24 protein-coding genes are annotated in these 23,885 nt (G+C 61.6%); 11 read left to right on the top strand and 13 right to left on the bottom strand.

Annotated features, from left to right (window positions below; all coding sequences use genetic code 11):
* Window positions 1-83 precede the first annotated feature (83 nt).
* A complete protein-coding gene (locus ACLEJP_RS05495) occupies window positions 84-611 on the top strand; it encodes a DUF3617 domain-containing protein (RefSeq protein WP_225779815.1) in 528 nt (175 codons plus the stop codon).
* Here ACLEJP_RS05495 and folE2 read toward each other — a convergent pair.
* The gene (gene folE2, locus ACLEJP_RS05490) at window positions 595-1,500 is read right to left on the bottom strand and encodes a GTP cyclohydrolase FolE2 (RefSeq protein WP_440804795.1); all 906 of its coding nucleotides are present in this window, start codon (window positions 1,498-1,500) and stop codon (window positions 595-597) included. The two genes, ACLEJP_RS05495 and folE2, sit on opposite strands and share 17 nt — an antisense overlap.
* Window positions 1,501-1,523: 23 nt before the next feature.
* On the bottom strand, window positions 1,524-1,907 hold the full coding sequence (locus ACLEJP_RS05485; RefSeq protein ID WP_440804794.1) for a glutamine synthetase: 384 nt from the start codon (window positions 1,905-1,907) through the stop codon (window positions 1,524-1,526).
* 113 nt (window positions 1,908-2,020) lie between these two features.
* Here ACLEJP_RS05485 and zigA point away from each other — a divergent pair, with 113 nt between their 5' ends.
* The 3 genes from zigA to ACLEJP_RS05470 are packed head-to-tail and all read left to right on the top strand — an operon-like array spanning window position 2,021 to window position 4,860.
* A complete protein-coding gene (gene zigA, locus ACLEJP_RS05480) occupies window positions 2,021-3,229 on the top strand; it encodes a zinc metallochaperone GTPase ZigA (RefSeq protein WP_440804793.1) in 1,209 nt (402 codons plus the stop codon).
* Window positions 3,226-3,852: a DUF1826 domain-containing protein gene (locus ACLEJP_RS05475; protein ID WP_440804792.1), complete on the top strand. Its 627-nt coding sequence runs from the start codon at window positions 3,226-3,228 to the stop codon at window positions 3,850-3,852. The genes zigA and ACLEJP_RS05475 overlap by 4 nt, the downstream gene beginning before the upstream one ends.
* 39 nt (window positions 3,853-3,891) lie before the next feature.
* Complete coding sequence (locus ACLEJP_RS05470) at window positions 3,892-4,860, top strand: CobW family GTP-binding protein (protein WP_440804791.1); 969 nt, start codon at window positions 3,892-3,894, stop codon at window positions 4,858-4,860.
* Here ACLEJP_RS05470 and ACLEJP_RS05465 read toward each other — a convergent pair whose 3' ends face one another.
* Complete coding sequence (locus ACLEJP_RS05465) at window positions 4,861-5,253, bottom strand: DUF3301 domain-containing protein (RefSeq protein WP_289129095.1); 393 nt, start codon at window positions 5,251-5,253, stop codon at window positions 4,861-4,863. It abuts the gene before it with no gap.
* Window positions 5,254-5,374: 121 nt separating this feature from the next.
* On the opposite strand from ACLEJP_RS05465, the gene pdxY reads away from it, so the two are divergent.
* Window positions 5,375-6,247, top strand: a complete 873-nt coding sequence (gene pdxY, locus ACLEJP_RS05460) for a pyridoxal kinase PdxY (RefSeq protein ID WP_440804790.1) — start codon at window positions 5,375-5,377, stop codon at window positions 6,245-6,247.
* On the opposite strand, the gene ACLEJP_RS05455 is transcribed toward pdxY, so the two are convergent.
* The gene (locus ACLEJP_RS05455) at window positions 6,244-6,729 is read right to left on the bottom strand and encodes an acyl-CoA thioesterase (RefSeq protein ID WP_009683536.1); all 486 of its coding nucleotides are present in this window, start codon (window positions 6,727-6,729) and stop codon (window positions 6,244-6,246) included. The genes pdxY and ACLEJP_RS05455 overlap by 4 nt on opposite strands.
* A 271-nt stretch (window positions 6,730-7,000) precedes the next feature.
* Between ACLEJP_RS05455 and ACLEJP_RS05450 the strand changes: the two genes are divergently transcribed.
* The gene (locus ACLEJP_RS05450; protein ID WP_440804789.1) at window positions 7,001-8,761 is read left to right on the top strand and encodes a cation:proton antiporter; all 1,761 of its coding nucleotides are present in this window, start codon (window positions 7,001-7,003) and stop codon (window positions 8,759-8,761) included.
* A 137-nt stretch (window positions 8,762-8,898) separates the two neighbouring features.
* On the opposite strand, the gene ACLEJP_RS05445 is transcribed toward ACLEJP_RS05450, so the two are convergent.
* The 5 genes from ACLEJP_RS05445 to zwf all read right to left on the bottom strand — a co-directional run bounded on the left by ACLEJP_RS05445 (window position 8,899) and on the right by zwf (window position 14,587).
* Window positions 8,899-9,306: an SMI1/KNR4 family protein gene (locus ACLEJP_RS05445; protein ID WP_440804788.1), complete on the bottom strand. Its 408-nt coding sequence runs from the start codon at window positions 9,304-9,306 to the stop codon at window positions 8,899-8,901.
* Window positions 9,307-9,419: 113 nt separating this feature from the next.
* A complete protein-coding gene (locus tag ACLEJP_RS05440) occupies window positions 9,420-10,283 on the bottom strand; it encodes a Tim44 domain-containing protein (RefSeq protein WP_440804787.1) in 864 nt (287 codons plus the stop codon).
* A gap of 148 nt (window positions 10,284-10,431) precedes the next feature.
* Window positions 10,432-12,618, bottom strand: coding sequence for a DNA helicase II (gene uvrD, locus ACLEJP_RS05435; RefSeq protein ID WP_440804786.1), 2,187 nt, complete (start codon window positions 12,616-12,618; stop codon window positions 10,432-10,434).
* 130 nt (window positions 12,619-12,748) lie between these two features.
* Entirely contained in the window at window positions 12,749-13,063 is a 315-nt protein-coding gene (locus ACLEJP_RS05430) for a hypothetical protein (RefSeq protein WP_440804785.1), read from the bottom strand.
* 81 nt (window positions 13,064-13,144) lie between these two features.
* Complete coding sequence (gene zwf / locus ACLEJP_RS05425) at window positions 13,145-14,587, bottom strand: glucose-6-phosphate dehydrogenase (protein ID WP_440804784.1); 1,443 nt, start codon at window positions 14,585-14,587, stop codon at window positions 13,145-13,147.
* Between the two features lie 103 nt (window positions 14,588-14,690).
* On the opposite strand from zwf, the gene hexR reads away from it, so the two are divergent.
* Together hexR and ACLEJP_RS05415 are read left to right on the top strand one after the other, a co-directional pair.
* Window positions 14,691-15,557 carry a transcriptional regulator HexR gene (hexR, locus tag ACLEJP_RS05420; protein WP_011536461.1) on the top strand — a complete coding sequence of 289 codons (867 nt, stop codon included), beginning with the start codon at window positions 14,691-14,693 and terminating at the stop codon, window positions 15,555-15,557.
* A 208-nt stretch (window positions 15,558-15,765) separates the two neighbouring features.
* The gene (locus tag ACLEJP_RS05415) at window positions 15,766-15,984 is read left to right on the top strand and encodes a PA3496 family putative envelope integrity protein (protein ID WP_296234964.1); all 219 of its coding nucleotides are present in this window, start codon (window positions 15,766-15,768) and stop codon (window positions 15,982-15,984) included.
* On the opposite strand, the gene ACLEJP_RS05410 is transcribed toward ACLEJP_RS05415, so the two are convergent.
* Complete coding sequence (locus ACLEJP_RS05410) at window positions 15,926-16,888, bottom strand: LysR family transcriptional regulator (protein WP_318782836.1); 963 nt, start codon at window positions 16,886-16,888, stop codon at window positions 15,926-15,928. The genes ACLEJP_RS05415 and ACLEJP_RS05410 overlap by 59 nt on opposite strands.
* Window positions 16,889-17,077: 189 nt before the next feature.
* Here ACLEJP_RS05410 and ACLEJP_RS05405 point away from each other — a divergent pair, with 189 nt between their 5' ends.
* Both ACLEJP_RS05405 and oadA read left to right on the top strand, forming a co-directional pair.
* Complete coding sequence (locus ACLEJP_RS05405) at window positions 17,078-18,493, top strand: acetyl-CoA carboxylase biotin carboxylase subunit (RefSeq protein ID WP_016712746.1); 1,416 nt, start codon at window positions 17,078-17,080, stop codon at window positions 18,491-18,493.
* A gap of 11 nt (window positions 18,494-18,504) precedes the next feature.
* A complete protein-coding gene (gene oadA / locus ACLEJP_RS05400) occupies window positions 18,505-20,313 on the top strand; it encodes a sodium-extruding oxaloacetate decarboxylase subunit alpha (protein ID WP_440804783.1) in 1,809 nt (602 codons plus the stop codon).
* 125 nt (window positions 20,314-20,438) lie between these two features.
* On the opposite strand, the gene ACLEJP_RS05395 is transcribed toward oadA, so the two are convergent.
* The 3 genes from ACLEJP_RS05395 to ACLEJP_RS05385 are packed head-to-tail and all read right to left on the bottom strand — an operon-like array spanning window position 20,439 to window position 22,205.
* Entirely contained in the window at window positions 20,439-21,110 is a 672-nt protein-coding gene (locus ACLEJP_RS05395; RefSeq protein ID WP_440804782.1) for a GNAT family N-acetyltransferase, read from the bottom strand.
* Between the two features lie 7 nt (window positions 21,111-21,117).
* Window positions 21,118-21,564, bottom strand: coding sequence for an N-acetyltransferase family protein (locus ACLEJP_RS05390; protein WP_440804781.1), 447 nt, complete (start codon window positions 21,562-21,564; stop codon window positions 21,118-21,120).
* 11 nt (window positions 21,565-21,575) lie between these two features.
* The gene (locus ACLEJP_RS05385) at window positions 21,576-22,205 is read right to left on the bottom strand and encodes an FMN-binding negative transcriptional regulator (protein WP_440804780.1); all 630 of its coding nucleotides are present in this window, start codon (window positions 22,203-22,205) and stop codon (window positions 21,576-21,578) included.
* Window positions 22,206-22,294: 89 nt separating this feature from the next.
* Here ACLEJP_RS05385 and pdxR point away from each other — a divergent pair, with 89 nt between their 5' ends.
* The gene (gene pdxR, locus ACLEJP_RS05380; protein WP_440804779.1) at window positions 22,295-23,833 is read left to right on the top strand and encodes a MocR-like pyridoxine biosynthesis transcription factor PdxR; all 1,539 of its coding nucleotides are present in this window, start codon (window positions 22,295-22,297) and stop codon (window positions 23,831-23,833) included.
* The last annotated feature ends 52 nt before the right edge of the window (window positions 23,834-23,885 follow it).

Raw genomic sequence — 23,885 nt, 5'->3', positions numbered from 1 at the left:
CCGCCTTGCAACCTGAAGGTGGATTTGGCGTCTAAGGCTCAGCCCGGTCCGGTTGGCCGGCTTTTTTCCAGGAGCGTTCGTCCATGAAGATTCGTCTGCCACTGTTGGCGTTGGCCCTAGCTATGAGCAGCCCGTTGGTGCATGCGCAAATGCTGCAGCCAGGATTGTGGGAGCTGACCACCAGCAACATGCAGGTCGATGGCAAGCCGTTACCCGACATGGAATTCATGCTCGGCCAGTTGAAGAACTTGCCGCCGGAACAACGCGCGATGATGGAAGGCGTGCTGGCCAAGCAAGGTGTCACTGTCGGCGGCAAGGGGGTGCGTTCTTGCCTGACCCCAGAGCAGGTAGCCACCAACGACATTCCGTTGCAGGACCCCAAGTCAGGTTGCACCCAGAAGATTACCGACCGCACCGGCAACGTGTGGAAGTTCCAGTTCAGTTGCCCGCGAGCACAGGGCACTGGCCAGGCGACGTTCCTCAGCGACCGCGAGTTCACTACCCAGGTGAACGGCACATTCAACGCTTCGGGTGTGCAGCAGCAAGGCAGTATGAATACCCGTGCCGTGTGGTTGGGGAGCGACTGCGGTTCGGTCAAGCCGCGTAGCTGATATCCCACTGCCACTGGCTGGACGCGACAGCATCGTGGGCATGCAGGCTTTCTGCATGTTCCACACGCAGTTTGAAGGCTGTGCTCCATTCAACTTGTCGCAACGCCTTATGCAAACGCCGAGCAGCATCTTCACAGAACATCAGGTTCTGGCCATTGGCCAAGGCGAACGCTTGTTCATCGGCACGCTTGACTGCGGTCTGTACCGCTGTCCCCAGGCTCGCTTCCATGCGATCGATCAATTCGGTGATTGGCAGATGCTGCTGATCACTGCGTAGCCTCACCTGGATATGCGCGTTACTGCGTTGGCTGTGGGGTGTCGCGACGATGCCCTCGGCGCTGCCTAGCCACTGCAACACCGCAGCCTTGTCGATGTGCGCAGTAGGGAAGTCCGCCTGGAACTGATGCTGGATCAGCTGCCGTGCGAGCGCAGCCGAGCAAGGGCAGGTCGAAGAGTAAGGGATGGAAACGGATAGTTCCACGTGGAACATTTCTTTCTCGATCCTTGCATCGACTGTTACGGGATAGGCTTTCCAGCCGTGCAAAGGGCTGACCAGCGCAGGCCTTTTCAACAGATGCTCGAAGCGCAGGCGCAGATAGGCTGCTGCGGACAGCCCTTCATGGCTGTCCAGGAAACCAGACAGTAGCTGCCGAATGGCGAGCGTTGTAAGGGGCTGGTGTTCCAGGGTTTCCAGGGCAAGGTATAGCCGTGACATGTGGATACCACGTGAGCTGCCGTCTACCAGGCTTACGCCGGCATCAACGGTAGCCGCCGTTTGGTGTCCGTCGAAGAGGACCGGCAAGGCGATCCCGCACATTCCCACCCAGTCCAAAGGCGAGGCGTAGTCCTGGGTCTGGGTAGCAATGTCGGGGAGCTTGAGCTGAGTCATCTGGCCTTCCAAACAATAGGGTTTCAACGGCAGCCGGCGATCAAGCTGCAATGCAGGTTGAAGCGTTGCCCACTGGAACTGGAAACGCGGTTAACGGTGGTCCAGCCGATGCGTCGGCTGTAACCCACCCAGGCTTCGCCATCGCTGGCCAGGCCGGTAAAAAAGGTCAACGTGCCATAGCGGCTATTGGTCTGTGCCCAAAGGCGGCGGCTGTCTAAGTCATAACCCCGCAGGTAAAAGATGCTGCCTTCGCTGCGAACGCTATAGAAACCGCCCTTGCCATCCTGACAGGCGAGCAGTGTCGCGCTGCGCGTACACAGCGCCAACGAGCCGCCCTGCGGCAGGGCGGCGAGCAGCGAGGTGGGCGCCGCAAGCAATAACAGCGCCGAGGCGCGTAACAGTTTCATTTCCATCCTTTGTCAGCACATGTCGTCGAGAACGGCTTGGCGAAATTGTATTGTTACTTTATAACATTGTGCAATGCATCGTTTCGAATGCGCTTCGCCTGAAGAGGTTTGCCATGTCCAATCGTCTCCCTGTTACCGTGCTGTCCGGCTTCCTTGGCGCCGGCAAGAGCACATTGCTCAACCATGTGCTGCGCAACCGTGACAACCTGCGTGTCGCGGTCATCGTCAATGACATGAGCGAAATCAACATCGACGCCAGCGAGGTACAGCGCAATGTCAGCCTCAACCGTGCTGAAGAAAAGCTGGTGGAGATGAGCAATGGCTGTATCTGCTGCACGTTGCGTGAAGACCTGCTCGAGGAGGTGGCGCGGCTCGCCGGCGAAGGTCGGTTCGATTATCTGCTGATCGAGTCCACTGGGATCTCCGAGCCGCTGCCTGTGGCCGAGACCTTTACCTTTCGCGACGAACAGGGCCGGAGCCTCTCCGACATGGCGCGGCTGGACACCATGGTCACTGTGGTCGATGGCCTGAACTTCATGCGTGATTACCAGGCCGCCGACAGCCTGGCCAGCCGCGGCGAGACCTTGGGTGAAGAGGACGAGCGTTCGATCAGCGACCTGCTGATCGAGCAGGTCGAGTTCGCCGATGTGTTGTTGCTGAGCAAGATCGACCTGATCAGCCAGCACCAGCGCGAAGAACTCATGGCGATCCTGCGTAGCCTTAACGCGCGAGCGCAGATCATACCGATGGTCATGGGTCAGGTCCCGCTGGCGCGTATCCTCGATACCGGCCTGTTCGACTTCGACCAGGCCGCCCAGGCTCCTGGCTGGTTGCAGGAACTACGCGGCGAACATGTACCTGAAACGGAAGAGTACGGTATCGCGGCCACCACCTGGCAGGCTCGGCGGCCGCTTCATCCACAGCGCTTTTTCGACTTTATCCACACGCCCTGGAGCAATGGCCGGCTGCTACGTTCAAAAGGCTTTTTCTGGTTGGCCAGCAAGTTCCAGGAGGCCGGTAGCTGGTCGCAAGCCGGTGGCATGATGCGTCACGGGCTGGCGGGCCGCTGGTGGCGCTTCGTACCCCGCGAACAGTGGCCGCAGGACGTGGATAACACCGCTGCGATCCTTGAGCACTGGACCGCCGAAAGCGGTGATTGCCGCCAGGAGCTGGTGTTCATCGGGCAGAATATCGATTTCGCTGAATTATCCACAGCACTCGATGCATGCTTGTTGACCGACGAGGAGATGGCCCTGGGTCCGATGGGCTGGTTGCGCCTGCCCGACCCGTTCGGTCCTTGGCAGGAGGAGGTTGCCGCGTGATCCCGGTACGCAAATCTGTGGATATCTTTCAGGCATTCGGTGAGACGCCCCAGGTGCTGACCGACGTGCTGCAGGACGGCGTCAACCTGGCTGTATGGCGTCGACGCTTGCCGGCGCAGTTGGAGGACTTTGCCGCTCTTGCCGTCAGCCTTGGCGTGTCTTTGGCAGACCAGCGGGTAATTGACGTCGACGAGCAGCACAAGCCGGTATTGCCCGAGCTGTTGCGTGAAACAGCGGATCTGCACGGCTATGCAGCATTCGTCGCCGATGTGAGCTGGCTGGTCGCGGCCTACACCTGCCTGGTTGGCGCGCGGCGGGTGGGATTGCGCCTCCGTGTATTGGCGGGGCCCATGTGCCCACGCTTCCATGTGGATAACGTACCGCTGCGCTTGCTTACCACCTACGCTGGGCCGGGTACCGAATGGTTGCCCCGGCAGGCGAGTGAGGGCCTGGATTTAGCCACCGCGCAGCCGCCTGTGGATAACATTCAGCGTCTGCAACCAGGCGACGTAGGGCTGCTCAAGGGCGAGAAGTGGCAGGGCAACGAAGGCGCTGGCCTGGTGCATCGTTCGCCGGCGGGGCAGCAGGGGCGACTGCTGCTCAGCCTTGACTGGCTGGCCTGACGGCGCATAGTGAGGATTCACCATCGCCTGAAGTCCTCCATGCTGCAGAATATTCCTACCCATGTGATTGCCGGCCCGCTCGGTGCCGGCAAGACCACCCTGATCCGCCATCTGTTGGCCCAACGTCCGCGCAATGAGCGCTGGGCAGTGCTGATCAACGAGTTCGGCCTGGTCGGGCTTGATGCGGCCTTGCTCAGCCGTGACGAGGACGGGATCGCCATCGGCGAGGTCGCGGGTGGCTGCCTGTGCTGCGTCAACGGCATGCCGTTCCAGGTGGGCCTGGGCCGGCTGCTGCGCAAGTCCCGGCCTGATCGGTTGTTCATAGAGCCATCCGGGTTGGGCCATCCGTTGCAGCTGCTTGCTCAGTTGCAACAGGCACCTTGGGCTGGGGTGCTGGCGGTACAGCCGTTGCTGATGGTCGTGGATGCGCAGTCGATGGTTCGTGACGAGCGGCTGGCGGAGGCTCAACAGCAGGCGCTCGATGCAGCGGAAGGTGTTGTCTTCAACAAGGCTGAGTCGCTGGCTGATGCTTGCAAGGCATCGATAATGGACAGGTTTCCCACCAGGAAAGTGTTCTGGACGATCGAAGGGCAGCTGTCCGTATCGGACCTTCCCACCATACCCACCAGTACCGCTGCCAACCCCCTTGTGGATAACCTTGTTCCTGACAACAGGCTGATGCCCCCGGCGCTCTGGGCAGACCCTGGCCAACCGATCTGTCTCGCCCAGCAAGGCGAGGGTGGCTGGAGCATCGGCTGGCGCTGGCATCCCGACCAACAGTTTTATCCACAACGCCTGCAGGCGTTCCTGCGGGCCTGGCCATGGCGGCGTGCGAAAGGGGTTATCCACACAGTGGAAGGCTGGCAATCGTTCAATGGCCTGGACGGCGACATACCCATCTGGCAGCCCAGCGACTGGCGCCGGGATACCCGCATCGAGCTGATTTTCGACCAGCCACAGCCGCAACCGGCGTTACAAGCCGGTTTGAGCGAATGTCGCGTCTGCTGATCAGTTGCGCCAACGGTTGTGCTCCTGGCGCCATTGCTGCATCTCGATGACGTTGTCGGCGCGTGGCGGGGTCTTGATTTCGAACGGGTAGGGCGCCAGTTCGATCTGCACGCTGTGTGCGCCGAACTGGGTTATGGTACCGGGATGGCGTTGCTCGCCGGTAACCGTGAATTCGAAGGCATAGACACGCGCCAGACGCTTGCGGCCGTTGGCATCCCGTACAAAGGCGATGCGCTTGAGCGCGACGGCATCATCGAGCAACTCGAGGTCGAGCTTGGCGCAGTGCTGTTTGACCCGCTCCAGGGCTTTTTCACGCAAACCGTGGTTGTGCCACAGCCAGGCGCCTGCCGTGGCTACCAGCATCAGGATGAAGAGGTTTTCCAGGGTCAACATTTACATCTGCTCCAAACAGGTCAATCCAGCTTAACTGCGTCCCTGGCCTGTCGTACAGGTGGCAATCGAGTCCATACTGCGATGCGCACAATTCCTTGAAACTGCTCTGGAAATCTTTCGCATGAAACGTACCCCGCACCTGCTCGCCATCCAGTCCCACGTGGTGTTCGGCCACGCCGGCAACAGCGCGGCGGTGTTTCCCATGCAACGTATCGGGGTCAATGTCTGGCCACTCAATACCGTGCAGTTCTCCAATCACACACAGTATGGCCAGTGGGCAGGTGAAGTGCTTGCTCCGGCGCAAATTCCTGCGTTGGTGGAAGGCATTTCCAACATTGGCGAGCTGGGCCACTGCGATGCGGTGCTGTCAGGCTATCTGGGCAGTGCCGAGCAAGGCCGGGCGATTCTGGCTGGTGTCGCGCGGATCAGGGCGGTGAACCCAAAGGCCCTGTACTTGTGCGACCCGGTCATGGGGCACCCGGAAAAGGGCTGTATCGTGCCGGCGGAAGTCAGCGAGTTCCTGCTCGACGAGGCGGCCGCCGCAGCTGACATACTGTGCCCCAACCAGCTGGAACTGGACAGTTTCTGCGGGCGCCGTGCGCAGTCGCTGGAGGACTGTGTGCGCATGGCACGCAGCCTGCTGCAGCGCGGGCCGCAGGTGGTGCTGGTCAAGCACCTGGCCTACCCCGGGCGTGCCGAAGACCAGTTCGAAATGTTGCTGGTGACTGCCGAGCACAGCTGGCACCTGCGCCGCCCGCTGCTGGCGTTCCCGCGGCAGCCGGTGGGGGTAGGGGACCTGACATCAGGCCTGTTCCTCGCCCGTGTACTGCTCGGTGACAGTTGGGTACAGGCGTTCGAATATACCGCTGCGGCCGTGCACGAAGTGCTGCTGGAAACCCAGGCCTGCGCCAGCTACGAATTGCAGCTGGTGCGGGCCCAGGACCGCATCGCGCACCCACGGGTGCGCTTCGAGGCACAGCCGCTGGCGCTTTAAATGGCGTCGGTTTTCAGGTCCTGGTAGCGCTTTTCCAGCTCTTGGCGGATCTGCCGGCGCTGCTGGCCCTGCAGGAAACGGCGCTTTTCCTCGCTGCTCTGCGGCTGGCGCGGGGGTACCGGTACCGGGCGACGGTTGTCGTCTACCGCGACCATGGTGAAGAAGCAGCTGTTGGAATGGCGCACCGAGCGTTCGCGGATATTCTCGGTGACCACCTTGATGCCCACCTCCATCGAGGTGTTGCCGGTGTAGTTGACCGACGCCAGGAAGGTCACCAGTTCCCCCACGTGTACCGGCTCGCGGAAAATCACCTGGTCGACCGAGAGGGTCACCACATAGCTGCCGGCATAGCGGCTCGCGCACGCATAGGCCACTTCGTCGAGGTACTTGAGCAGGGTGCCGCCATGTACGTTGCCAGAAAAGTTGGCCATGTCCGGGGTCATCAGGACGGTCATGCTCAGCTGGGCGTTTCCAGGTTCCATAGTGTGCTCACGGTGAGATTGCGCTGAATCGGGCGAATGGGGTCGTTGGGGATGGTTATCTGAAGACACTTCTGTTTCCCCGCTTTGAGTTGACCTTCCTGATACGGGACGTTGGCCGACGTTCCATCGTCACGCTGATCATGCCACTGACGGCGCCTTTCCTGCCGATCTGTTTCTGCATATTGCACCGCCTTTTTGCGGCAGGGTGCGATGTTAACCTGACGAAGCCCATGCGACATGGGCAACAAAGGACGAAAAGGAGGATCGCGCCATGCATGCCATCAGCTTCATCCAGGACCTGGCTGTAATCATGCTGGTCGCTGGCATGGTCACCATTCTCTTTCATCGATTCAGGCAACCCGTCGTGCTGGGCTATATCGTCGCCGGCTTCATCATCGGCCCGCACACGCCGCCTTTCGGCCTGATTCACGATGAAGAGACCATCAAGACCCTGGCTGAACTGGGTGTGATCTTCCTGATGTTCTGCCTGGGGCTGGAATTCAGCCTGCGCAAGCTGTTCAAGGTCGGCGCCACAGCCTTCATCGCGGCGTTTATGGAAATCGTGCTGATGATCTGGATCGGTTTCGAGATTGGCCGCTGGTTTGGCTGGACCACCATGGACTCGCTGTTCCTCGGCGCCATTCTGGCGATTTCCTCGACCACCATCATCGTCAAGGCGCTGAACGACCTGAAGATGAAGAACGAGCGCTTCGCCCAGCTTATCTTCGGTGTACTGATCGTCGAGGATATTCTCGGCATCGGCATCATTGCCCTGCTGTCGGGTATCGCCGTCAGCGGTACGGTCAGTTCGGGTGAGGTTTTCTCCACCGTTGGCAAGCTGTCGCTGTTCATGATCGTCGCGCTGGTCATCGGCATTCTGTTGGTACCGCGGCTGCTGGCCTATGTGGCCAAGTTCGAGAGCAACGAGATGTTGCTTATTACCGTGCTAGGCCTGTGTTTCGGCTTCTGTCTGCTGGTGGTGAAGCTCGAATACAGCATGGTGCTGGGCGCCTTCCTGATTGGCGCGATCATGGCGGAGTCGCGCCAATTGTTGAAGATAGAGCGCTTGATCGAACCGGTGCGCGACCTGTTCAGTGCCATCTTTTTCGTCGCCATCGGCCTGATGATCGACCCTCAGGTGCTCGTAGACTACGCATGGCCGATCGTGGTGATTACCCTGGCGGTGGTCCTGGGCAAGATGCTGTCGTGTGGCATGGGCGCGTTCATCGCCGGAAATGACGGCGGCACATCATTGCGGGTTGGCATGGGGCTTTCGCAGATTGGCGAATTCTCCTTCATCATCGCCGCACTCGGCATGACACTGCAGGTGACCAGCGACTTCCTGTACCCGGTGGCTGTGGCTGTCTCGGCCATTACCACACTCATGACACCGTACCTGATCCGTGCGGCCGACCCGCTGTCGCACAAGCTCGGCAAGGCAGTGCCCAGCCGCCTGGCGCGGGTGTTGTCGTTGTACGGCGAATGGTTGCGCAGCATCCAGCCCCAGGGTGAGGGCGCCATGCTGGCGGCAATGATCCGGCGCATCCTGTTGCAGGTGGCGGTCAACCTGGCGCTGGTGATCGCGATATTTTTCAGTGGTGGCTATTTCGCTGGGCCTATCGGTGACTGGCTCAGTGAGTGGGTCAGCGATGCCAGCCAGCAGAAGGCGTTGATCTGGGGGGCAGCCTTGTTGCTGTCGCTGCCGTTCCTGATTGCTGCCTATCGCAAGCTCAAAGCGCTATCGATGGTGCTGGCGGAAATGAGTGTAAAACCAGAGATGGCTGGGCGGCATACCCAGCGCGTGCGTCGTGTGGTGGCCGAGGTGATCCCGCTGCTGTCGCTGCTGGTGATCTTCCTGCTGTTGTCAGCGCTGTCGGCAAGCATTCTGCCGACCAGCGAACTGCTGCTGGTGATTGCCGTAGTGGCGGCGTCAGTGGTGGCGTTGCTGTGGCGATGGTTTATCCGCGTACACACGCGGATGCAGATTGCCTTGCTGGAGACGCTGGAGAATAGCCACGAGAACTCGCATTGAACCGTCATCGCTCTCTGCGCCAGATTTCACCGCCGTCCGAGGGGATGGAGCGGTAGCGATGTCGCCAGGCGCAGAAAGCCCCGGCGATGGTAACTGCATTAATGGCACCGGGCCACTGATTTACCGAAGCGCTGGTATCAGCTCTCCAGCCAGACATCTCGCGCCCAGTGCCACACCGACTCCCAACTCTCCTCACCGACAATTTCCTCTTCTGCGTCCCACAGCACCACGGTGCCGTCTTCTTCGACGCAGTAGTAGTTATCGCCGTCCTGGCACAGTGGGATGAGGTCGCGTGGTACACCGGCATCCCAGGCATTGGCGGCAACATCGGGCAGGTAGGTATGCGATTGTGGGTCGGTGACAGTCACCGGCTCCAACGAACCGTACACCACATCGCTGACGGTCAGCAGAAACTCCTTGAACACGAACGGAATGTTGATGAACAGCTCTTCTTCGATTTCGACCAGCAGGTCCTCGTCGGGAAGCTCAAGCGGCACCGGCACTGGCTCATTGGCTTCACGGAGTTGTTCGATCACTTCTTCCACGGTTCACTTCCTCTGACCTAGATGACAACGCTGCGCGTTATACCCTAGTAGCCCAGTCTGGCAAAAGCAAAAACCCCGGGGAAGCCCCGGGGTTTTGGTACAGCGTGCAGCAGTTAGCCGTTTTGACGGATACCGGCCACCAGCCAAGGCTGGTTCTCGCCCTGGGCGCGGACCATGTGCCAGCTTTCGCTGAACACTTCGCCCTGGTCGAAGCGCGAGGTCTTCGACACGCCACGGAAGGTCAAGGTAGCGTCGGTGCGGTCGGCACGGTCGTCGACACCGTCCAGCTGCACATCGAGGTTGTCGATGTAGGTGGACTGGAAGCCGTCACCCAGGTCAGCCCGCTCGCGCTTGAGGAATTCGAGCATCTGCGGGGTAACGAATTCGGCGATCTTGTCCATTTCGTTGGCGTCCCAGTGTTGCTGCAGCGCCTGGAAGTGGTTGCGGGCGGCGGCCAGGAAGCTTTGCTCGTTGAACCACGCCGGGGCGTTGATCACTGGCGCTGCTGTGGCTGCAGGTGCGGCCGAACCACCGAAGATCGAAGGCTGGGCCGGTTGGGCGTGAGCCTCACGCTGCATGGGTGCGTGGCCTGGCATGGCCATTTGCGGCTGCTGTTGGCGACGGCGCGCGGCGATGAAGCGGAACACCAGGAAGGCGATGAGCGCCACGATCAGGAAGTCCATGATCTGGAAGCCTTCGAAACCGTCACCCATGAACATGGAGGCCAGCAGACCACCGGCGGCGAGGCCGGCCAGTGGGCCCAGCCAGCGCGAAGCACCGCTGGCGGCCGGTGCGGCGCGGCCAGGTGCGGTCGGCGCGGCAGCAGGCGCAGTTGGCGTGGTTGGCGTGGCTTGACGGGTCTGGTGGATAGGCGCGGAGCCCGAGCTCTTGCCGCCGCCGAAACGCTTGGCGTTGGCATCCAGGCTCAGCGTCAGGCCGACGCAGAGCGCCAGAGCGATGCTAAGAAAACGTTGCATAAATGGGATATCCCCTGTTGTGGATTGCACGCGCGTCATGGTGCACAGGTTCCCAGGCACATGACCAGCGACATAATGTTTCTAGCTTTTGCCTGGCTATTACCAAGCTGGCAGGGCCGGCCGCCCCTACGACAGGGCGGCGCAGGTTTCAGATGGCTTCGAGCTTGGCATAGCCCAGCATCAGCCACTTGCTGCCTTCGGCAAAATTCACCTGCACCCGTGCCTGTGCGCCGGAGCCCTCGAAATTGAGGATCACGCCTTCGCCAAACACCGCATGCTGCACGCGTTGGCCCAGGTTGAATGCGGTCTGCGGGATGCTGGCATTGGCGAACAGGTTGCTGTTGGTGGTGGCCTTGGCCCCGCCGAACGGGCGACTGACACTGTTGGACAAGCGCACTTCCTGAACCAGACCTGCCGGAATTTCACGTACGAAACGTGACACCTTGTTGTAGGTTTCACTGCCATACAGACGGCGCGTTTCGGCATAGGTCATGACCAGTTGGCGCATGGCGCGGGTGATGCCGACGTAGGCCAGGCGGCGTTCCTCTTCCAGACGACCGGGCTCTTCCAGGCTCATCTTGTGCGGGAACAGGCCTTCCTCCATGCCCACCAGGAATACATAGGGGAACTCCAGGCCCTTGGCGCTGTGCAAGGTCATCAGTTGGATGCTGTCTTCATGCTCGTCGGCCTGGGCATCGCCTGCCTCGAGCGAAGCGTGGCCGAGGAATGCAGACAATGGCGAGAGCTCGGCATCTTCTTCGGTGGACTCGAAGTTGCGCGCCGCGCTGACCAGTTCCTCAAGGTTTTCTACCCGTGCCTGGCCCTTCTCACCTTTTTCTTCCTGGTGGTAGATGATCAGCCCGGACTGCTCGATGGTGGTCTGGGTCATGGTATGCAGCGGCATGTCCACAACTTTGGCAGCCAACCCCTCGATCAGCTCGATGAACGCACCCAGGGCGCTGGCGGCGCGGCCTTTCAGCGCCTTCGCTGCCAGCAGCTGGCACATGGCCTCCCACATCGACAACTGGCTGTGGCGGGCATGCTCGCGGATGGCTTCGACGGTTTTCTCGCCAATCCCGCGTGGTGGTACGTTGATCACCCGCTCGAGGGCGGCATCGTTGCCCCGGCCTTCGATCAGGCGCAGGTAGGCCATGGCGTTCTTGATCTCGGCGCGCTCGAAGAAGCGTTGGCCACCGTAGATACGGTAGGGAATACGCTCGCGCAGCAGGGCTTCTTCCAACACCCGCGACTGGGCGTTGGAGCGGTACAGAATGGCGATTTCGTTACGCGCATTGCCCTGCTTGACCAGGCTCTCGATGGTTTCCACCACGTAGCGCGCCTCGTCGTGCTCGTTGTAGGCCGCGTACAGGGTCAGCGGTTCGCCTTCGCCCATGTCGGTCCACAGCTCCTTGCCCAGGCGCCCGCTGTTGTTGGCGATCAGCGCGTTGGCGGCCTTGAGGATGCCACCCGTGGAGCGGTAGTTCTGCTCCAGGCGGATCATTTCGGCATCAGGGAAGTCGGCAGTGTATTGATGGATGTTCTCGATCTTGGCCCCGCGCCAGCCGTAGATCGACTGGTCGTCATCGCCGACCGCCATCAGGCTGTCACCGCCGCGCGCCAACAGGCGTAGCCAGGCATACTGCACGGCGTTGGTGTCCTGGAACTCGTCCACCAGCACGTGGCGGAAACGCCGCTGGTAATGTTCCAGCAGGCCAGGATGGTCACGCCACAGGTCCAGGGCGCGCAGCAGCAGCTCGGAGAAGTCGATGACCCCGGCGCGCTCGCAGGCTTGTTCGTAGGCGCTGTAGACGTCGCGCATGGTCGACAGGAACAGGTCGCCGCCGGCCTGGATATGCTGTGGTCGCAGCCCCTCGTCCTTCTGCCCGTTGATGAACCACTGGGCCTGGCGTGCCGGCCATTTCTGTTCGTCCAGGCCCAGCTCGCGCATCACCCGCTTGATCAGGCGCTGCTGGTCGTCGCTGTCGAGGATCTGGAAGTTCTGTACCAGCCGCGCTTCCTGCCAGTGGGCCCGCAACAGGCGGTGGGCCAGGCCGTGGAAGGTGCCGACCCACATGCCCGCCGGGTTGATCCCCAGCAGTTGCTCGATCCGCTGGCGCATTTCCGCCGCAGCCTTGTTGGTGAAGGTCACCGACAGGATCGAGTGCGGCGATGCCTGCTCCACCTGGATCAGCCAGGCGATGCGGTGCACCAGCACGCGGGTTTTACCGGAACCGGCGCCGGCAAGCACCAGTTGACGCCCGAGCGTGGCCGCTACGGCCTGGCGTTGGGCATCGTTGAGGGAATTCAGCAGGAGGGAGAGGTCGTCTGTGTGCATCGGGCCATTCTAGGGCGCGGCAGGGGAACGGGCAAACCTCTACTGTATAAATATTCACCTTGCCAGCGGCCGTTCATCGACCTGATGGCAGGCGCCAGGCCGCCACTCGGGCGGCCCGCTCAACCAGGGATCAGTCGATCATCTCTACGGTGCGTATTTCGCAGCGCTGCTGCGAACCGGCGTGAATGACCTCCAGCATTTTCCAGTGGGTGCCACCCGCGCGTTCGAACGTCACGGTTTTTTCCGTCAGCACTTGCGGGGCAATCGCGCCGCTGTCCTGCAGCTGGAGCTCCAGCACCTCCCAGCCACCCCGGTGGCGTATCTTGGGTTCGACCAGCACCGGTTCGATAGCGGGGGAAGCGACCGTAACGGTGCAATTGACCTTGAAGGTCTGCTCGCCGTTGGCGATGTCATTGATTGCAACGAGATTGGCGATGGTAGCCATTAATTTGCTCCTGTATCGGGTTGAAAGTAGCGTCAGCGTCACTGTCGTCCCTTTCACCCAGCACAGGAGCCAGGCAATGCTTCAGCTATGCCAATGCCTGCCATGCCTGGCGAGCAGGCTGTTGGCCTGCTCCGGCCCATTAGTGCCTGCCGGGTACGGTCGCGGCGCCTGGAAGTGTTCCTCGCAACCCTTGATGATCGGGTCGATCCACGCCCAGGCTGCCTCCACTTCATCACGGCGCATGAACAGCGTCGAGTCGCCTTCCAGTACATCAAGCAGCAAGCGCTCGTAGGCCTCCCAGCGGCGGGTCTGGCTGAATACCTGGGCCAGGTTCAGGTCCAGGTCCACCGGCTCCAGGCGCATGCCCTTGCCCGGGCTCTTGGTCATCATGCGCAGGCTGATGCGTTCGTCAGGTTGCAACTGGATCAGCAACTGGTTGACCTGGCCACCCATGAACAGCTCGTGTGGCACCGGCTTGAACTGGATCACGATCTGCGACGAGCGTCGGGCCATGCGTTTGCCGGTGCGCAGGTAGAAAGGCACACCCGCCCAGCGCCAATTGTCGATGTGCGCCTCGATGGCGACGAAGGTTTCGGTATCGCTGTCGTTGTCGACGTCCTTTTCGAAGTAATAGGCCGGTACTTCCTGGCCGCCGATGCGCCCGGCGCCATATTGGCCGCGTACGGTCTTGTCCTGCACGTCCTGGCCGGTGATGGGCTTGAGGGCACGAAGGATCTTTACCTTCTCGTCACGCACTGCTTCAGCCTCGAACTGCGCGGGTGGCTCCATTGCCACCAGACACAACAACTGCAGCAGGTGATTCTGCAGCATGTCGCGGATCGCTCCGGCGCGGTCATAGTAGGCACCGCGGTTCTCCACCCCCAAGGTCTCGCAAACACTGATCTGCACGTGGTCGACCTGGCTATTGCGCCACACCGGTTCCAGCAGTGCATTGGCAAAACGCAAGGCCATCAGGTTCTGCACGGTTTCCTTGCCCAGGTAATGGTCGATGCGAAATACCTGGTTTTCCGCCAGCACGGCGCCAATCGCCTCGTTGATGGCGGTAGCCGATTGCAGCGAGTGGCCGATGGGCTTTTCCAGCACGATGCGCGCTTCGGCGTCGGCCAGGCCTGCGTTGCGCAGGTGATTGGCGATAGGCACGAACAGGTTGGGGGCGGTGGCCAGGTAGTAGATCCGCGTCAAGCCGCCGGGCTCGCCGAGGTAGCGCGCCAAGCGGCCGTAATCGGCGCTTTGCGAGGCATCCATGGGGAAATAGTCGACCCGCGCGGAAAATCGTCGCCAGACATCTTCATCGAAGTCGTTGCGGGCGATCTGCGCTCGGCAATGACGCTCGACGAGCTTGAGATATTCGTTACGTGGCAAGTTGCGTCGTGCCAGCGCGATGATCCGCACGGCATTGTTCAAACGGGCCTCGCGAAACAGGTGGTAGAGCGCCGGAAGCAATTTGTGCAGGGCCAGATCGCCAGTGCCGCCGAAAACCAGAATGTCGCAAGGAATAGTCAAACCACCACTCTCCACGTTCGTTTAACTGGGCGGGTTGGCGTCCATGTAGTATAACTACAAGAAAGCTACAACCCGGCCAGCCGATCATAACCGAGTCCAGCCTGTGAATCTGTTGCAACATATCGCCCAATCGCGCCACCTGCTGCGCAAATCGGAACTCAAGGTAGCCGACCACGTGTTACTCGACCCGGCTGCGGTCATGCACAGCTCCATGGCCGACCTGGCGCACAGCGTAGGGATCAGCGAACCGACCATCGTGCGCTTCTGCCGCGCCATCGGCTGCTCGGGCTTCCAGGACCTGAAGCTGAAACTGGCACAGAGCCTGGCTGCCGGGGCCAGTTTCGGTCAGTTCGCCATCCATGAAGACGACTCGGTAGCCGACTACAGCCTGAAGATCTTCGACACCACCTTGCATACCTTGATGGAAGTGCGTGAGCACCTCGACCCCCAGGCGCTGCAGCAAGCGGTAACCGCCATGGCACAGGCGCAGCGTGTGGAATTCTATGGCTTTGGCGCCTCCGGTGCGGTGGCGGCCGATGCCCAGCACAAGTTCTTCCGGCTACTGCTCAGCGCGGCAGCCTACTCCGACCCGCACATGCAGGCGATGTCGGCGGTGACCCTCAAGCCGGGCGATGTGGCGGTATGCATTTCTCAGTCGGGCCGCTCCAAGGACCTGCTGATTACCGCCAATCTGGTGCGTGAGAGCGGCGCCAACCTGATCACCCTGTGCCCCAGCCAGACGCCACTGGCCGAGCTGTCAACGGTCAACCTGGCGATCGACGTGCATGAAGACACCGAAATCTACACGCCGCTGACCTCGCGTATTGCCCATCTTGTGGTGATCGACGTGTTGGCCATGGGCGTGGCCATGGCGCGTGGGCCGAGCCTGGTCAACCACCTCAAGAGCGTGAAGCGCAGCTTGCGCAGCCTGCGTTTGTCGCCCAAGTCGATCAAGGCTACCGACGACTGAAGGCCTGCGCCGGCCTCTTCGCGGGCTTGCCCGCTCCCACAGGTACTGCGCACATTTTGAAATCGGCGTAATCCCTGTGGGAGCGGGCAAGCCCGCGAATGGGACGGTACAGACAGTGAAATTTCACTGTTTTGTCACCATTCCAAAGTCAAACCGTAAACCACCAAGGCCAGTCTGAAACTCCCGCATCCTATCTGGGAGACAGGCAATGGCTCGTGATTACGACGGTACTTACCAACCCAGCGCCAAGGCTCGCAAGCAGCAGGAAAAGGATCAGCGCCGCATGGAATACCGCCGCGCGATCGAAAGCTATTGCGACCAACGCCAATTGCTGCGCGACCTCGTGGACTACCCCGAGTTGCAGGACCTCACGGTGTGGCAGGCGTCTGCGGCAACTTCCCCGAAAAGCGCTCAACCAGGCCGCTGATCAGCGCACGTTCGCCGCGGATGAACGCCAGGAAGGCCAAGGCAACCGGTGATTGCCGTTTGGCCTTGGACTGCACCACGCACCAGCTGCGGTACAGCGGCAGCTCCTCCACCGGAAGCTCCTTCAGCACACCGGTGGCCAGTTCAAGGTTGACGGCATGGCGGGTGAGCAGGGCAATACCCAGGCCGGCGATCACGCATTCACGCTGGGCGTCGGCCGAGGCCACTTCCAAGGTCTGGGTAAAGTGCACGCGCTTGTCCTTGAAGTATTCCTCGCAAGCCTTGCGCGTACCGGAACCTTGTTCGCGAACCAGCAGGGTATGAGGCTCCAGGTCCTGCAGGCGCAGCTGTTCCAGTTTGCACAACGGGTGTTCGGGCGGGGCCACCGCGACGATCGGGTTGTTGAGGAACGGCAGAAACTCCAGGCCCATGTCCTGCGGCACCATGGACATGATGATCAGGTCGTCGCGGTTGTCCGAAAGGCGGCGGATGGCCTGGGCCCGGTTGACCACCGTCAAGGTCAGGTTGACCTCCGGGTGGCGCTGTTTGAAGGCGGCGAACAGGTGTGGCACGAAGTACTTGGCACTGGACTCGATCGCCAGCTTCAGCTGCCCCTGGAGTGAGCCCTGCATGTCCGACAATTGCATGTCCAGGCTCTCCAGACGGCCGAAGATATCGCGGCTGGCGCGTTGCAGGGCTTCGGCCGCTTCGGTCAGGTAGAGCTTCTTGCCAACGTACTCGAACAGCGGCTGACCGATCAGCTCTTCCAGCTGGCGGATCTGTAGACTAACGGCGGGTTGTGTCAGCGCCATCTCTTCCGCAGCACGGCTGTACGAGCGCAAATCACACACCTCGTTGAAGATCTGTAATTGTCGCAATGTCATACGCATCAACGACTTACGCATTTTAACCCGCCCTTCGGCAACACCTTGTTACCGCACTATAAGCTTTTACTAATACAGCCTCTAACAAATATTGATTTTTGTTTATCAACCTACAGCGCTAGGGTGAATGTGCGACTGGCCAGCGACGCCTGGTCACGCGCCGACCGGTAGAACCGGCTCGACTGTTCCTACGGCTTTGGGAAGACTCCAGTGATAAAAAAAATCCTGATCGCCAACCGAGGTGAAATCGCAGTTCGGATCGTGCGCGCCTGCGCCGAGATGGGCATTCGCTCGGTGGCGATCTATTCCGACGCCGACCGGCATGCGTTGCACGTCAAGCGCGCCGACGAAGCCCACAGCATCGGTGCCGAGCCGCTGGCTGGCTACCTGAACCCGCGCAAGCTGGTCAACCTGGCGGTGGAAACTGGCTGTGATGCCTTGCACCCGGGCTATGGTTTCCTGTCGGAAAACGCCGAGCTGGCAGAGATCTGCGCCGAACGCGGGATCAAGTTCATTGGCCCGGCCGCCGACGTCATTCGCCGCATGGGCGACAAGACCGAAGCTCGCCGCACCATGATCGCCGCCGGCGTGCCGGTGACGCCGGGCACCGAAGGTAACGTTGCCGACATCCACGAAGCCTTGAGCGAAGGTGACCGCATCGGTTACCCGGTCATGCTCAAGGCCACCTCTGGCGGTGGTGGGCGTGGTATCCGCCGTTGCAACAGCCGCGAAGAACTGGAACAGAACTTCCCCCGCGTCATCTCCGAGGCCACCAAGGCCTTTGGCTCGGCCGAAGTATTCCTGGAAAAGTGCATCGTCAACCCCAAGCACATCGAGGCGCAGATCCTCGGTGACAGCTTCGGCAACGTGGTGCACCTGTTCGAGCGTGACTGTTCGATCCAGCGCCGTAACCAGAAGCTCATCGAAATTGCCCCAAGCCCGCAGCTCACCCCCGAGCAGCGTGCCTACATCGGTGATCTCGCGGTACGTGCCGCCAAGGCGGTCAACTACGAGAACGCCGGTACCGTGGAGTTCCTGCTCGCCGATGGCGAGGTGTACTTCATGGAAATGAACACCCGGGTGCAGGTGGAGCACACCATCACCGAGGAAATCACCGGTATCGATATCGTCCGTGAGCAGATCCGCATCGCCTCGGGCCTGCCGCTGTCGGTGAAGCAGGAAGACATCCAGCACCGCGGCTACGCGCTGCAGTTCCGGATCAACGCCGAAGACCCGAAAAACAACTTCCTGCCCAGCTTCGGCAAGATCACCCGTTACTACGCCCCCGGTGGCCCGGGCGTGCGTACCGACACGGCGATCTATACCGGCTACACCATTCCACCGTTCTACGACTCCATGTGCCTGAAGCTGGTGGTCTGGGCATTGACCTGGGAAGAAGCCATGGACCGCGGCCTGCGGGCCCTGGACGACATGCGCGTGCAAGGGGTGAAGACCACCGCCGCGTACTATCAGGAAATCCTGCGCAATCCCGAATTCCGTAGCGGCCAGTTCAATACCAGCTTCGTCGAAAGCCACCCCGAACTGACCAACTACTCGATCAAGCGCAAACCCGAAGAGCTGGCCCTGGCCATCGCCGCCGCCATCGCCGCCCACGCAGGCCTGTGAGGAACCCCATAATGTCCAAGAAAATTCACGTAACCGACACGATCCTGCGCGACGCCCACCAGTCCCTGCTGGCCACCCGCATGCGTACCGAAGACATGCTGCCGATCTGCGACAAGCTCGACAAGGTCGGCTACTGGTCGCTGGAAGTCTGGGGCGGTGCCACCTTCGACGCCTGCGTGCGCTTCCTCAAGGAAGACCCGTGGGAGCGCCTGCGCAAGCTGCGTGCAGCGCTGCCCAACACGCGCCTGCAAATGCTGCTGCGCGGCCAGAACCTGCTGGGCTACCGCCACTACAGCGACGATGTGGTCAAGGCTTTCGTCGCCAAGGCCGCGGTCAACGGCATCGACGTGTTCCGCATCTTCGACGCCATGAACGACGTGCGTAACCTGCGCGTGGCCATCGAAGCGGTCAAGGCTGCCGGCAAGCACGCCCAGGGCACCATCGCCTACACCACCAGCCCGGTGCACACCATCGAAGCCTTCGTCAACCAGGCCAAGCAGATGGAAGCCATGGGTTGCGACTCGGTGGCGATCAAGGACATGGCCGGCCTGCTGACCCCCTACGCCACCGGCGAACTGGTCAAGGCGCTGAAGGCCGAGCAGTCGCTGCCGGTGTTCATCCACTCCCACGACACCGCTGGCCTGGCCGCGATGTGCCAACTGAAGGCCGTGGAAAACGGCGCCGACCACATCGACACCGCCATCTCCAGCTTCGCCTGGGGCACCAGCCACCCGGGCACCGAGTCGATGGTTGCCGCGCTCAAGGGCAGCGAGTTCGACACCGGCCTGGACCTGGAACTGCTGCAGGAAATCGGCCTGTACTTCTACGCCGTGCGCAAGAAGTACCACCAGTTCGAGAGCGAGTTCACCGCCGTGGATACCCGCGTGCAGGTCAACCAGGTGCCGGGCGGCATGATTTCCAACCTGGCCAACCAGCTCAAGGAGCAAGGCGCGCTCAACCGCATGAACGAAGTGCTGGCAGAGATCCCGCGGGTGCGTGAAGACCTCGGCTTCCCGCCGCTGGTGACCCCGACCTCGCAGATCGTCGGCACCCAGGCGTTCTTCAACGTGCTGGCTGGCGAGCGTTACAAGACCATCACCAACGAGGTGAAGCTGTACCTGCAAGGCGGCTATGGCAAGGCCCCGGGTGTGGTCAACGAACAGCTGCGGCGCCAGGCGATCGGCAGCGAGGAGGTGATCGACGTACGCCCGGCCGACCTGCTGAAGCCGGAAATGGCCAAGCTGCGTGCCGACATCGGTGCCCTGGCGCGTTGTGAAGAAGATGTGCTGACTTACGCCATGTTCCCTGACATTGGCCGCAAGTTCCTCGAGGAACGCGAAGCTGGCACCCTGACGCCCGAAGTCCTGCTGCCAATTCCCGAGGCGGGCGCAGTCGCGTCTCATGGCGGCGAAGGTGTGCCGACCGAGTTCGTCATCGACGTGCACGGCGAAACTTACCGCGTCGACATCACCGGTGTAGGCGTGAAGGCCGAAGGCAAGCGTCACTTCTACCTGTCGATCGATGGCATGCCGGAAGAGGTGGTGTTCGAGCCGCTCAACGAATTCGTCGGCAGCGGCAGCAGCAAGCGCAAGCAGGCCAGCGCTCCGGGCCACGTCAGCACCACCATGCCGGGCAACATCGTGGATGTGCTGGTCAAGGAAGGCGACATGGTCAAGGTCGGCCAGGCCGTGCTGATCACCGAAGCCATGAAGATGGAAACTGAAGTGCAGGCGGCCATCGCCGGCAAGGTCGTGGCCATTCACGTGGCCAAGGGCGACCGCGTGACGCCGGGCGAGATCCTGATCGAGATCGAAGGCTGAGATAAGCCTTCATCTACAAGTGGTTAACCTCTGGGGAGCGGATGCTCCCCTTTTTTTCGTGTGGGCTCGACCGGCCTCTTTGGGATCGGGTTCATCCGGAAGAGGCCGGTTGCGGCAATACCCCCTCAGCCTTTGCGACATGCCTCAAGGGTCTCGACCTGGCCCGTCGGTAGCTGGTTTTCCTCGCTCAGCCAGCGCTCGAACCCGGCAGCCACTGCTGGCCACTCGTCATCGGTTATCGAATACCAGGCGGTATCGCGGTTGTGCTTCTTCACCACCAGGTGCTTGCGGAAAACCCCTTCGTAGACAAAACCAAACCGCTCCGCCGCTCGCTTGGAACGGGCGTTGGCGTTGTTGCACTTCCATTCCAGCCGGCGGTTGCCCAGGGCAAAGGCCAGTTTGCCCAGCAGGTACACGGCCTCGGTGCCCTTGGGTGTGCGCTGCATGGCGGCGCCGAAGGCGACGTGGCCGATTTCGATGCGGCCATGCTCGGGCACGATCGACATCAGGCTGAGAATGCCCTGGGCCTGCCCGCCAAAGCGGTCGATGATCGTGTAGCACAGTGGGTCGCGGCCGGCGGCGTGGCCTTCCAGCCAACGGTCGAAGGCGCCACGTTCGGCAAACGGGCCGTAGGGCAGGTAGTCCCACAGTGCGGGGTCGGCAGCCGGGCCTTGCAGCACTTCCCAAAGATCATCGCCATGGCGCGCCGGGTCGAGCTTTTCCAGGCGGATGAAACGGCCATCGATGGGGTCGGCGTTGGGCGTGGCGGCGGGTAGCCAGTTCAATGTGTCAGTCATGGCTGGCCTACAACCCTTTGCGGAACTGGATGAAGCCGGATCGCTCGGCAACCTGCTGGTACAGGCTGATGGCGGTGGCGTTGGTCTCGTGGGTCAGCCAGTGCACCTTGCTGCAGCCGGCGGCCTTGGCCGCTGCGTAGACGTGTTCGATCAGCTGGCGACCGATGCCCAGGCCGCGTTGCGTGCTGCCCACGTACAGGTCCTGCAGGTAGCAGGCGTTGGCGATGCTCCAGTTGGTGCGATGGTAGATGTAGTTGACCATGCCTACCGCCTCGCCATCGACCCAGGCCAGCGCTGAACACGTCGGTTCGTTCGGGTCGAGCAGGCGTTGCCAGGTACTGAGGCTGACCTCATCGGCCAGTTCCGTTTCATAAAAGTGCAAATAGGCCTGCCACAAGGCAAGCCAGGCAGCATGGTCCTGGGCAGTGACAGGACGCAGGGTGACGCTGGGCATGGGCTATTCCTTCAGAGTTGGCGCATGTGCGCCGCGAGTTGGTTATCCAGGTAATCAGGGCTGGCACTCAGGCCTTCACGCACCCCGGCAATGTCTTGCCCCGAGCGGTTCTGGCTGAGCTTGCGCGCGCCTTGCAGGCGAGCGATGGGCAAGCGGATGCCGACAATGGCACGGAGCATGCCCTCGATGTAGTCTGCCGGGGCGTCAGAGACTTTCCACGGTTCGCTGCGGCCGTGTTCGTGACGTTCGGTCAGGCGGCTCACGATAGCCAGCAGCGCTGGGCCATCGTGGAGCACTTCGGCGGTGCCATAGGCATGCACGGCCAGGTAGTTCCAGGTCGGCACCACCCTTGGATTGTCAGCTTTGCTCGGATAGTAGCTGGGGCTGACATAGGCGTCGGCGCCAGGAAACACCAGCAGGGCCTCGACACCTTGTGCCAGGTCCTGCCATTGCTGGTTGGCCCGGGCCAGGTGGGCATAGACGGTGCCGAGCTCGCCTTCGCTGGTATCGATCAGCACCGGCAGGTGGGTTGCCAGCAGGCCATGCTCGCCGTGGCTGACCAGCATGGCCAGGCGGGTTTCGTGCATGTGCTGATGCAGGCGACCGAGGTCGTGCTCCTGGTGGGGTTTGCTGTTGTACATGCCGGTTTCCTTGTGCAATGGCTCCATCCTAGGCAGGCTATTGGTTCCGGGTAAGAGCCATTGACTGCTGTTTTTATAGGTCCAATGCCATGAACGAGCAGACCCTTGTGTTGCCTTTTGACCCTGCCGGGATTGTGCTGGACCGACGTCTTGGGCTCAGCCAGCAGTTGTACCAGGCATTGCGTGGGCGGATTCTGGACGGGCGTCTGCGTAGCGGCACGCGGTTGCCGGCTACCCGCGACCTGGCTGGCATGCTGGCGCTGTCACGCAACAGCGTGGTGCGGGCCTATGATCAACTGTATGCCGAGGGCTTCATCGAAAGCCGGGTCGGTGACGGCACTTATGTCAGCCAGCTTCCAAAACTATCCACACAATTGTCCACAGGGTTATCCCGTAGCTTATCAACAGGGTTATCCACATTTTCTGTACAGGTCACTGAGGATACATACAGCCTGACCTGTTCCAGCGAACCGTTGCGACGGCTCGAAAGCCACCATCTGCCGCCGCCGAGAACAGGCGCACCACGAGCGTTTCGGCTCGGTATTCCAGCCTTTGATTTGTTCCCTTTCGACGTCTGGGCCAAGCTGCAGGCGGGCTTCTGGCGGAATCCAGACCCCGCGCAGTTGGGTTACGGCGACCCGGCTGGCGAGCCGCTGCTGCGCGAACTGATCGCCGCCTACCTGCGTAGCTCGCGTGGGCTCAGCTGTGCCGCTGAACAAATTGTGATCACCAGTGGTGCACAGCAGGCCATCAGCCTTTGTGCACAGTTGCTGTTGCAGCCGGGAGATGGCGTGGCTGTGGAAAACCCGGGTTACCGTGCGGCCGGGCACGCGTTTGCGCTGGCCGGTGGCAGGTTGCATGGTGTGCCGGTGGACGAGGACGGCATGGACTGCCAGCGGCTCGGGCAACTGAGCGATTGCCGGCTCGCCTACGTCACCCCGGCGCACCAGTACCCGACCGGGGTGACCATGAGCCTGGCGCGGCGCCTGGAATTGCTGGCCTGGGCCGAGCGCAGTGGCGGCTGGATCATCGAAGACGACTATGACGGTGAGTATCGCTACAGCGGCGCGCCCCTGGCCCCGCTGGCCTCGCTCGATCGGACCGGGCGGGTGCTGTATGTCGGTACCTTCGGCAAGATCGCCTTTCCGGCAATGCGCCTTGGCTACCTGGTGCTGCCGCCGTCGCTGGTGCAGGCGTTCAGCCAGGGCAGGGCACTGGCGATGCGGCACTCGGAAGTCAGTAGCCAGTGCGTGATGGCTGAATTCATGGCGCGAGGGCACTTCCAGCGGCATATCCGGCGCATGCGCAAGGCGGCCTTGAGCCGGCGCAACGTGCTCAAGGCCGGTTGGCCTGTGGGTATTCCGGGTTTAGCCAGCATGCCGGAAGTGGCGGCAGGGCTGCACGTCAAGGTAGATGTGGATAACTTTGCCCTGGAGCAAGAACTGGTGGCCAGGGCGGAGGGTGTCGGAGTAGAGGTGACGCCGCTGAGTCATTTCTGGCTCGCGGACAGTCCCGTGCCTGTGGATAAGCGGGCAGGGTTGGTGCTCGGGTTCGCGGCGGTGCCGGAGGGCGAGATTGCCGAGGCTTTGCTGAAATTGCGCAAGGCTTGGCGGTCGCTTCGCGGGTAAACCCGTTTCCACAGGATCTGCACCGCACCTTGGGCCAGTGCTATGCCTGTGG

It is taken from the genome of Pseudomonas sp. SMV7 (assembly GCF_052041995.1).
GTDB lineage: Bacteria > Pseudomonadota > Gammaproteobacteria > Pseudomonadales > Pseudomonadaceae > Aquipseudomonas.
This window is presented reverse-complemented; position numbering and strand designations above follow the sequence as displayed.

Excerpts from the sequence above, each read along its gene's own strand:
- ACLEJP_RS05495 (WP_225779815.1), top strand. The coding sequence starts at position 84 with ATGAAGATTCGTCTGCCACTGTTGGCGTTGGCCCTAGCTATGAGCAGC.
- folE2 (WP_440804795.1), bottom strand. The coding sequence starts at position 1,500 with ATGACTCAGCTCAAGCTCCCCGACATTGCTACCCAGACCCAGGACTAC.
- ACLEJP_RS05485 (WP_440804794.1), bottom strand. The coding sequence starts at position 1,907 with ATGAAACTGTTACGCGCCTCGGCGCTGTTATTGCTTGCGGCGCCCACC.
- zigA (WP_440804793.1), top strand. The coding sequence starts at position 2,021 with ATGTCCAATCGTCTCCCTGTTACCGTGCTGTCCGGCTTCCTTGGCGCC.
- ACLEJP_RS05470 (WP_440804791.1), top strand. The coding sequence starts at position 3,892 with ATGCTGCAGAATATTCCTACCCATGTGATTGCCGGCCCGCTCGGTGCC.
- ACLEJP_RS05465 (WP_289129095.1), bottom strand. The coding sequence starts at position 5,253 with ATGTTGACCCTGGAAAACCTCTTCATCCTGATGCTGGTAGCCACGGCA.
- pdxY (WP_440804790.1), top strand. The coding sequence starts at position 5,375 with ATGAAACGTACCCCGCACCTGCTCGCCATCCAGTCCCACGTGGTGTTC.
- ACLEJP_RS05455 (WP_009683536.1), bottom strand. The coding sequence starts at position 6,729 with ATGGAACCTGGAAACGCCCAGCTGAGCATGACCGTCCTGATGACCCCG.
- ACLEJP_RS05450 (WP_440804789.1), top strand. The coding sequence starts at position 7,001 with ATGCATGCCATCAGCTTCATCCAGGACCTGGCTGTAATCATGCTGGTC.
- ACLEJP_RS05440 (WP_440804787.1), bottom strand. The coding sequence starts at position 10,283 with ATGCAACGTTTTCTTAGCATCGCTCTGGCGCTCTGCGTCGGCCTGACG.
- uvrD (WP_440804786.1), bottom strand. The coding sequence starts at position 12,618 with ATGCACACAGACGACCTCTCCCTCCTGCTGAATTCCCTCAACGATGCC.
- ACLEJP_RS05430 (WP_440804785.1), bottom strand. The coding sequence starts at position 13,063 with ATGGCTACCATCGCCAATCTCGTTGCAATCAATGACATCGCCAACGGC.
- ACLEJP_RS05415 (WP_296234964.1), top strand. The coding sequence starts at position 15,766 with ATGGCTCGTGATTACGACGGTACTTACCAACCCAGCGCCAAGGCTCGC.
- ACLEJP_RS05410 (WP_318782836.1), bottom strand. The coding sequence starts at position 16,888 with ATGCGTAAGTCGTTGATGCGTATGACATTGCGACAATTACAGATCTTC.
- oadA (WP_440804783.1), top strand. The coding sequence starts at position 18,505 with ATGTCCAAGAAAATTCACGTAACCGACACGATCCTGCGCGACGCCCAC.
- ACLEJP_RS05395 (WP_440804782.1), bottom strand. The coding sequence starts at position 21,110 with ATGACTGACACATTGAACTGGCTACCCGCCGCCACGCCCAACGCCGAC.
- ACLEJP_RS05390 (WP_440804781.1), bottom strand. The coding sequence starts at position 21,564 with ATGCCCAGCGTCACCCTGCGTCCTGTCACTGCCCAGGACCATGCTGCC.
- ACLEJP_RS05385 (WP_440804780.1), bottom strand. The coding sequence starts at position 22,205 with ATGTACAACAGCAAACCCCACCAGGAGCACGACCTCGGTCGCCTGCAT.
- pdxR (WP_440804779.1), top strand. The coding sequence starts at position 22,295 with ATGAACGAGCAGACCCTTGTGTTGCCTTTTGACCCTGCCGGGATTGTG.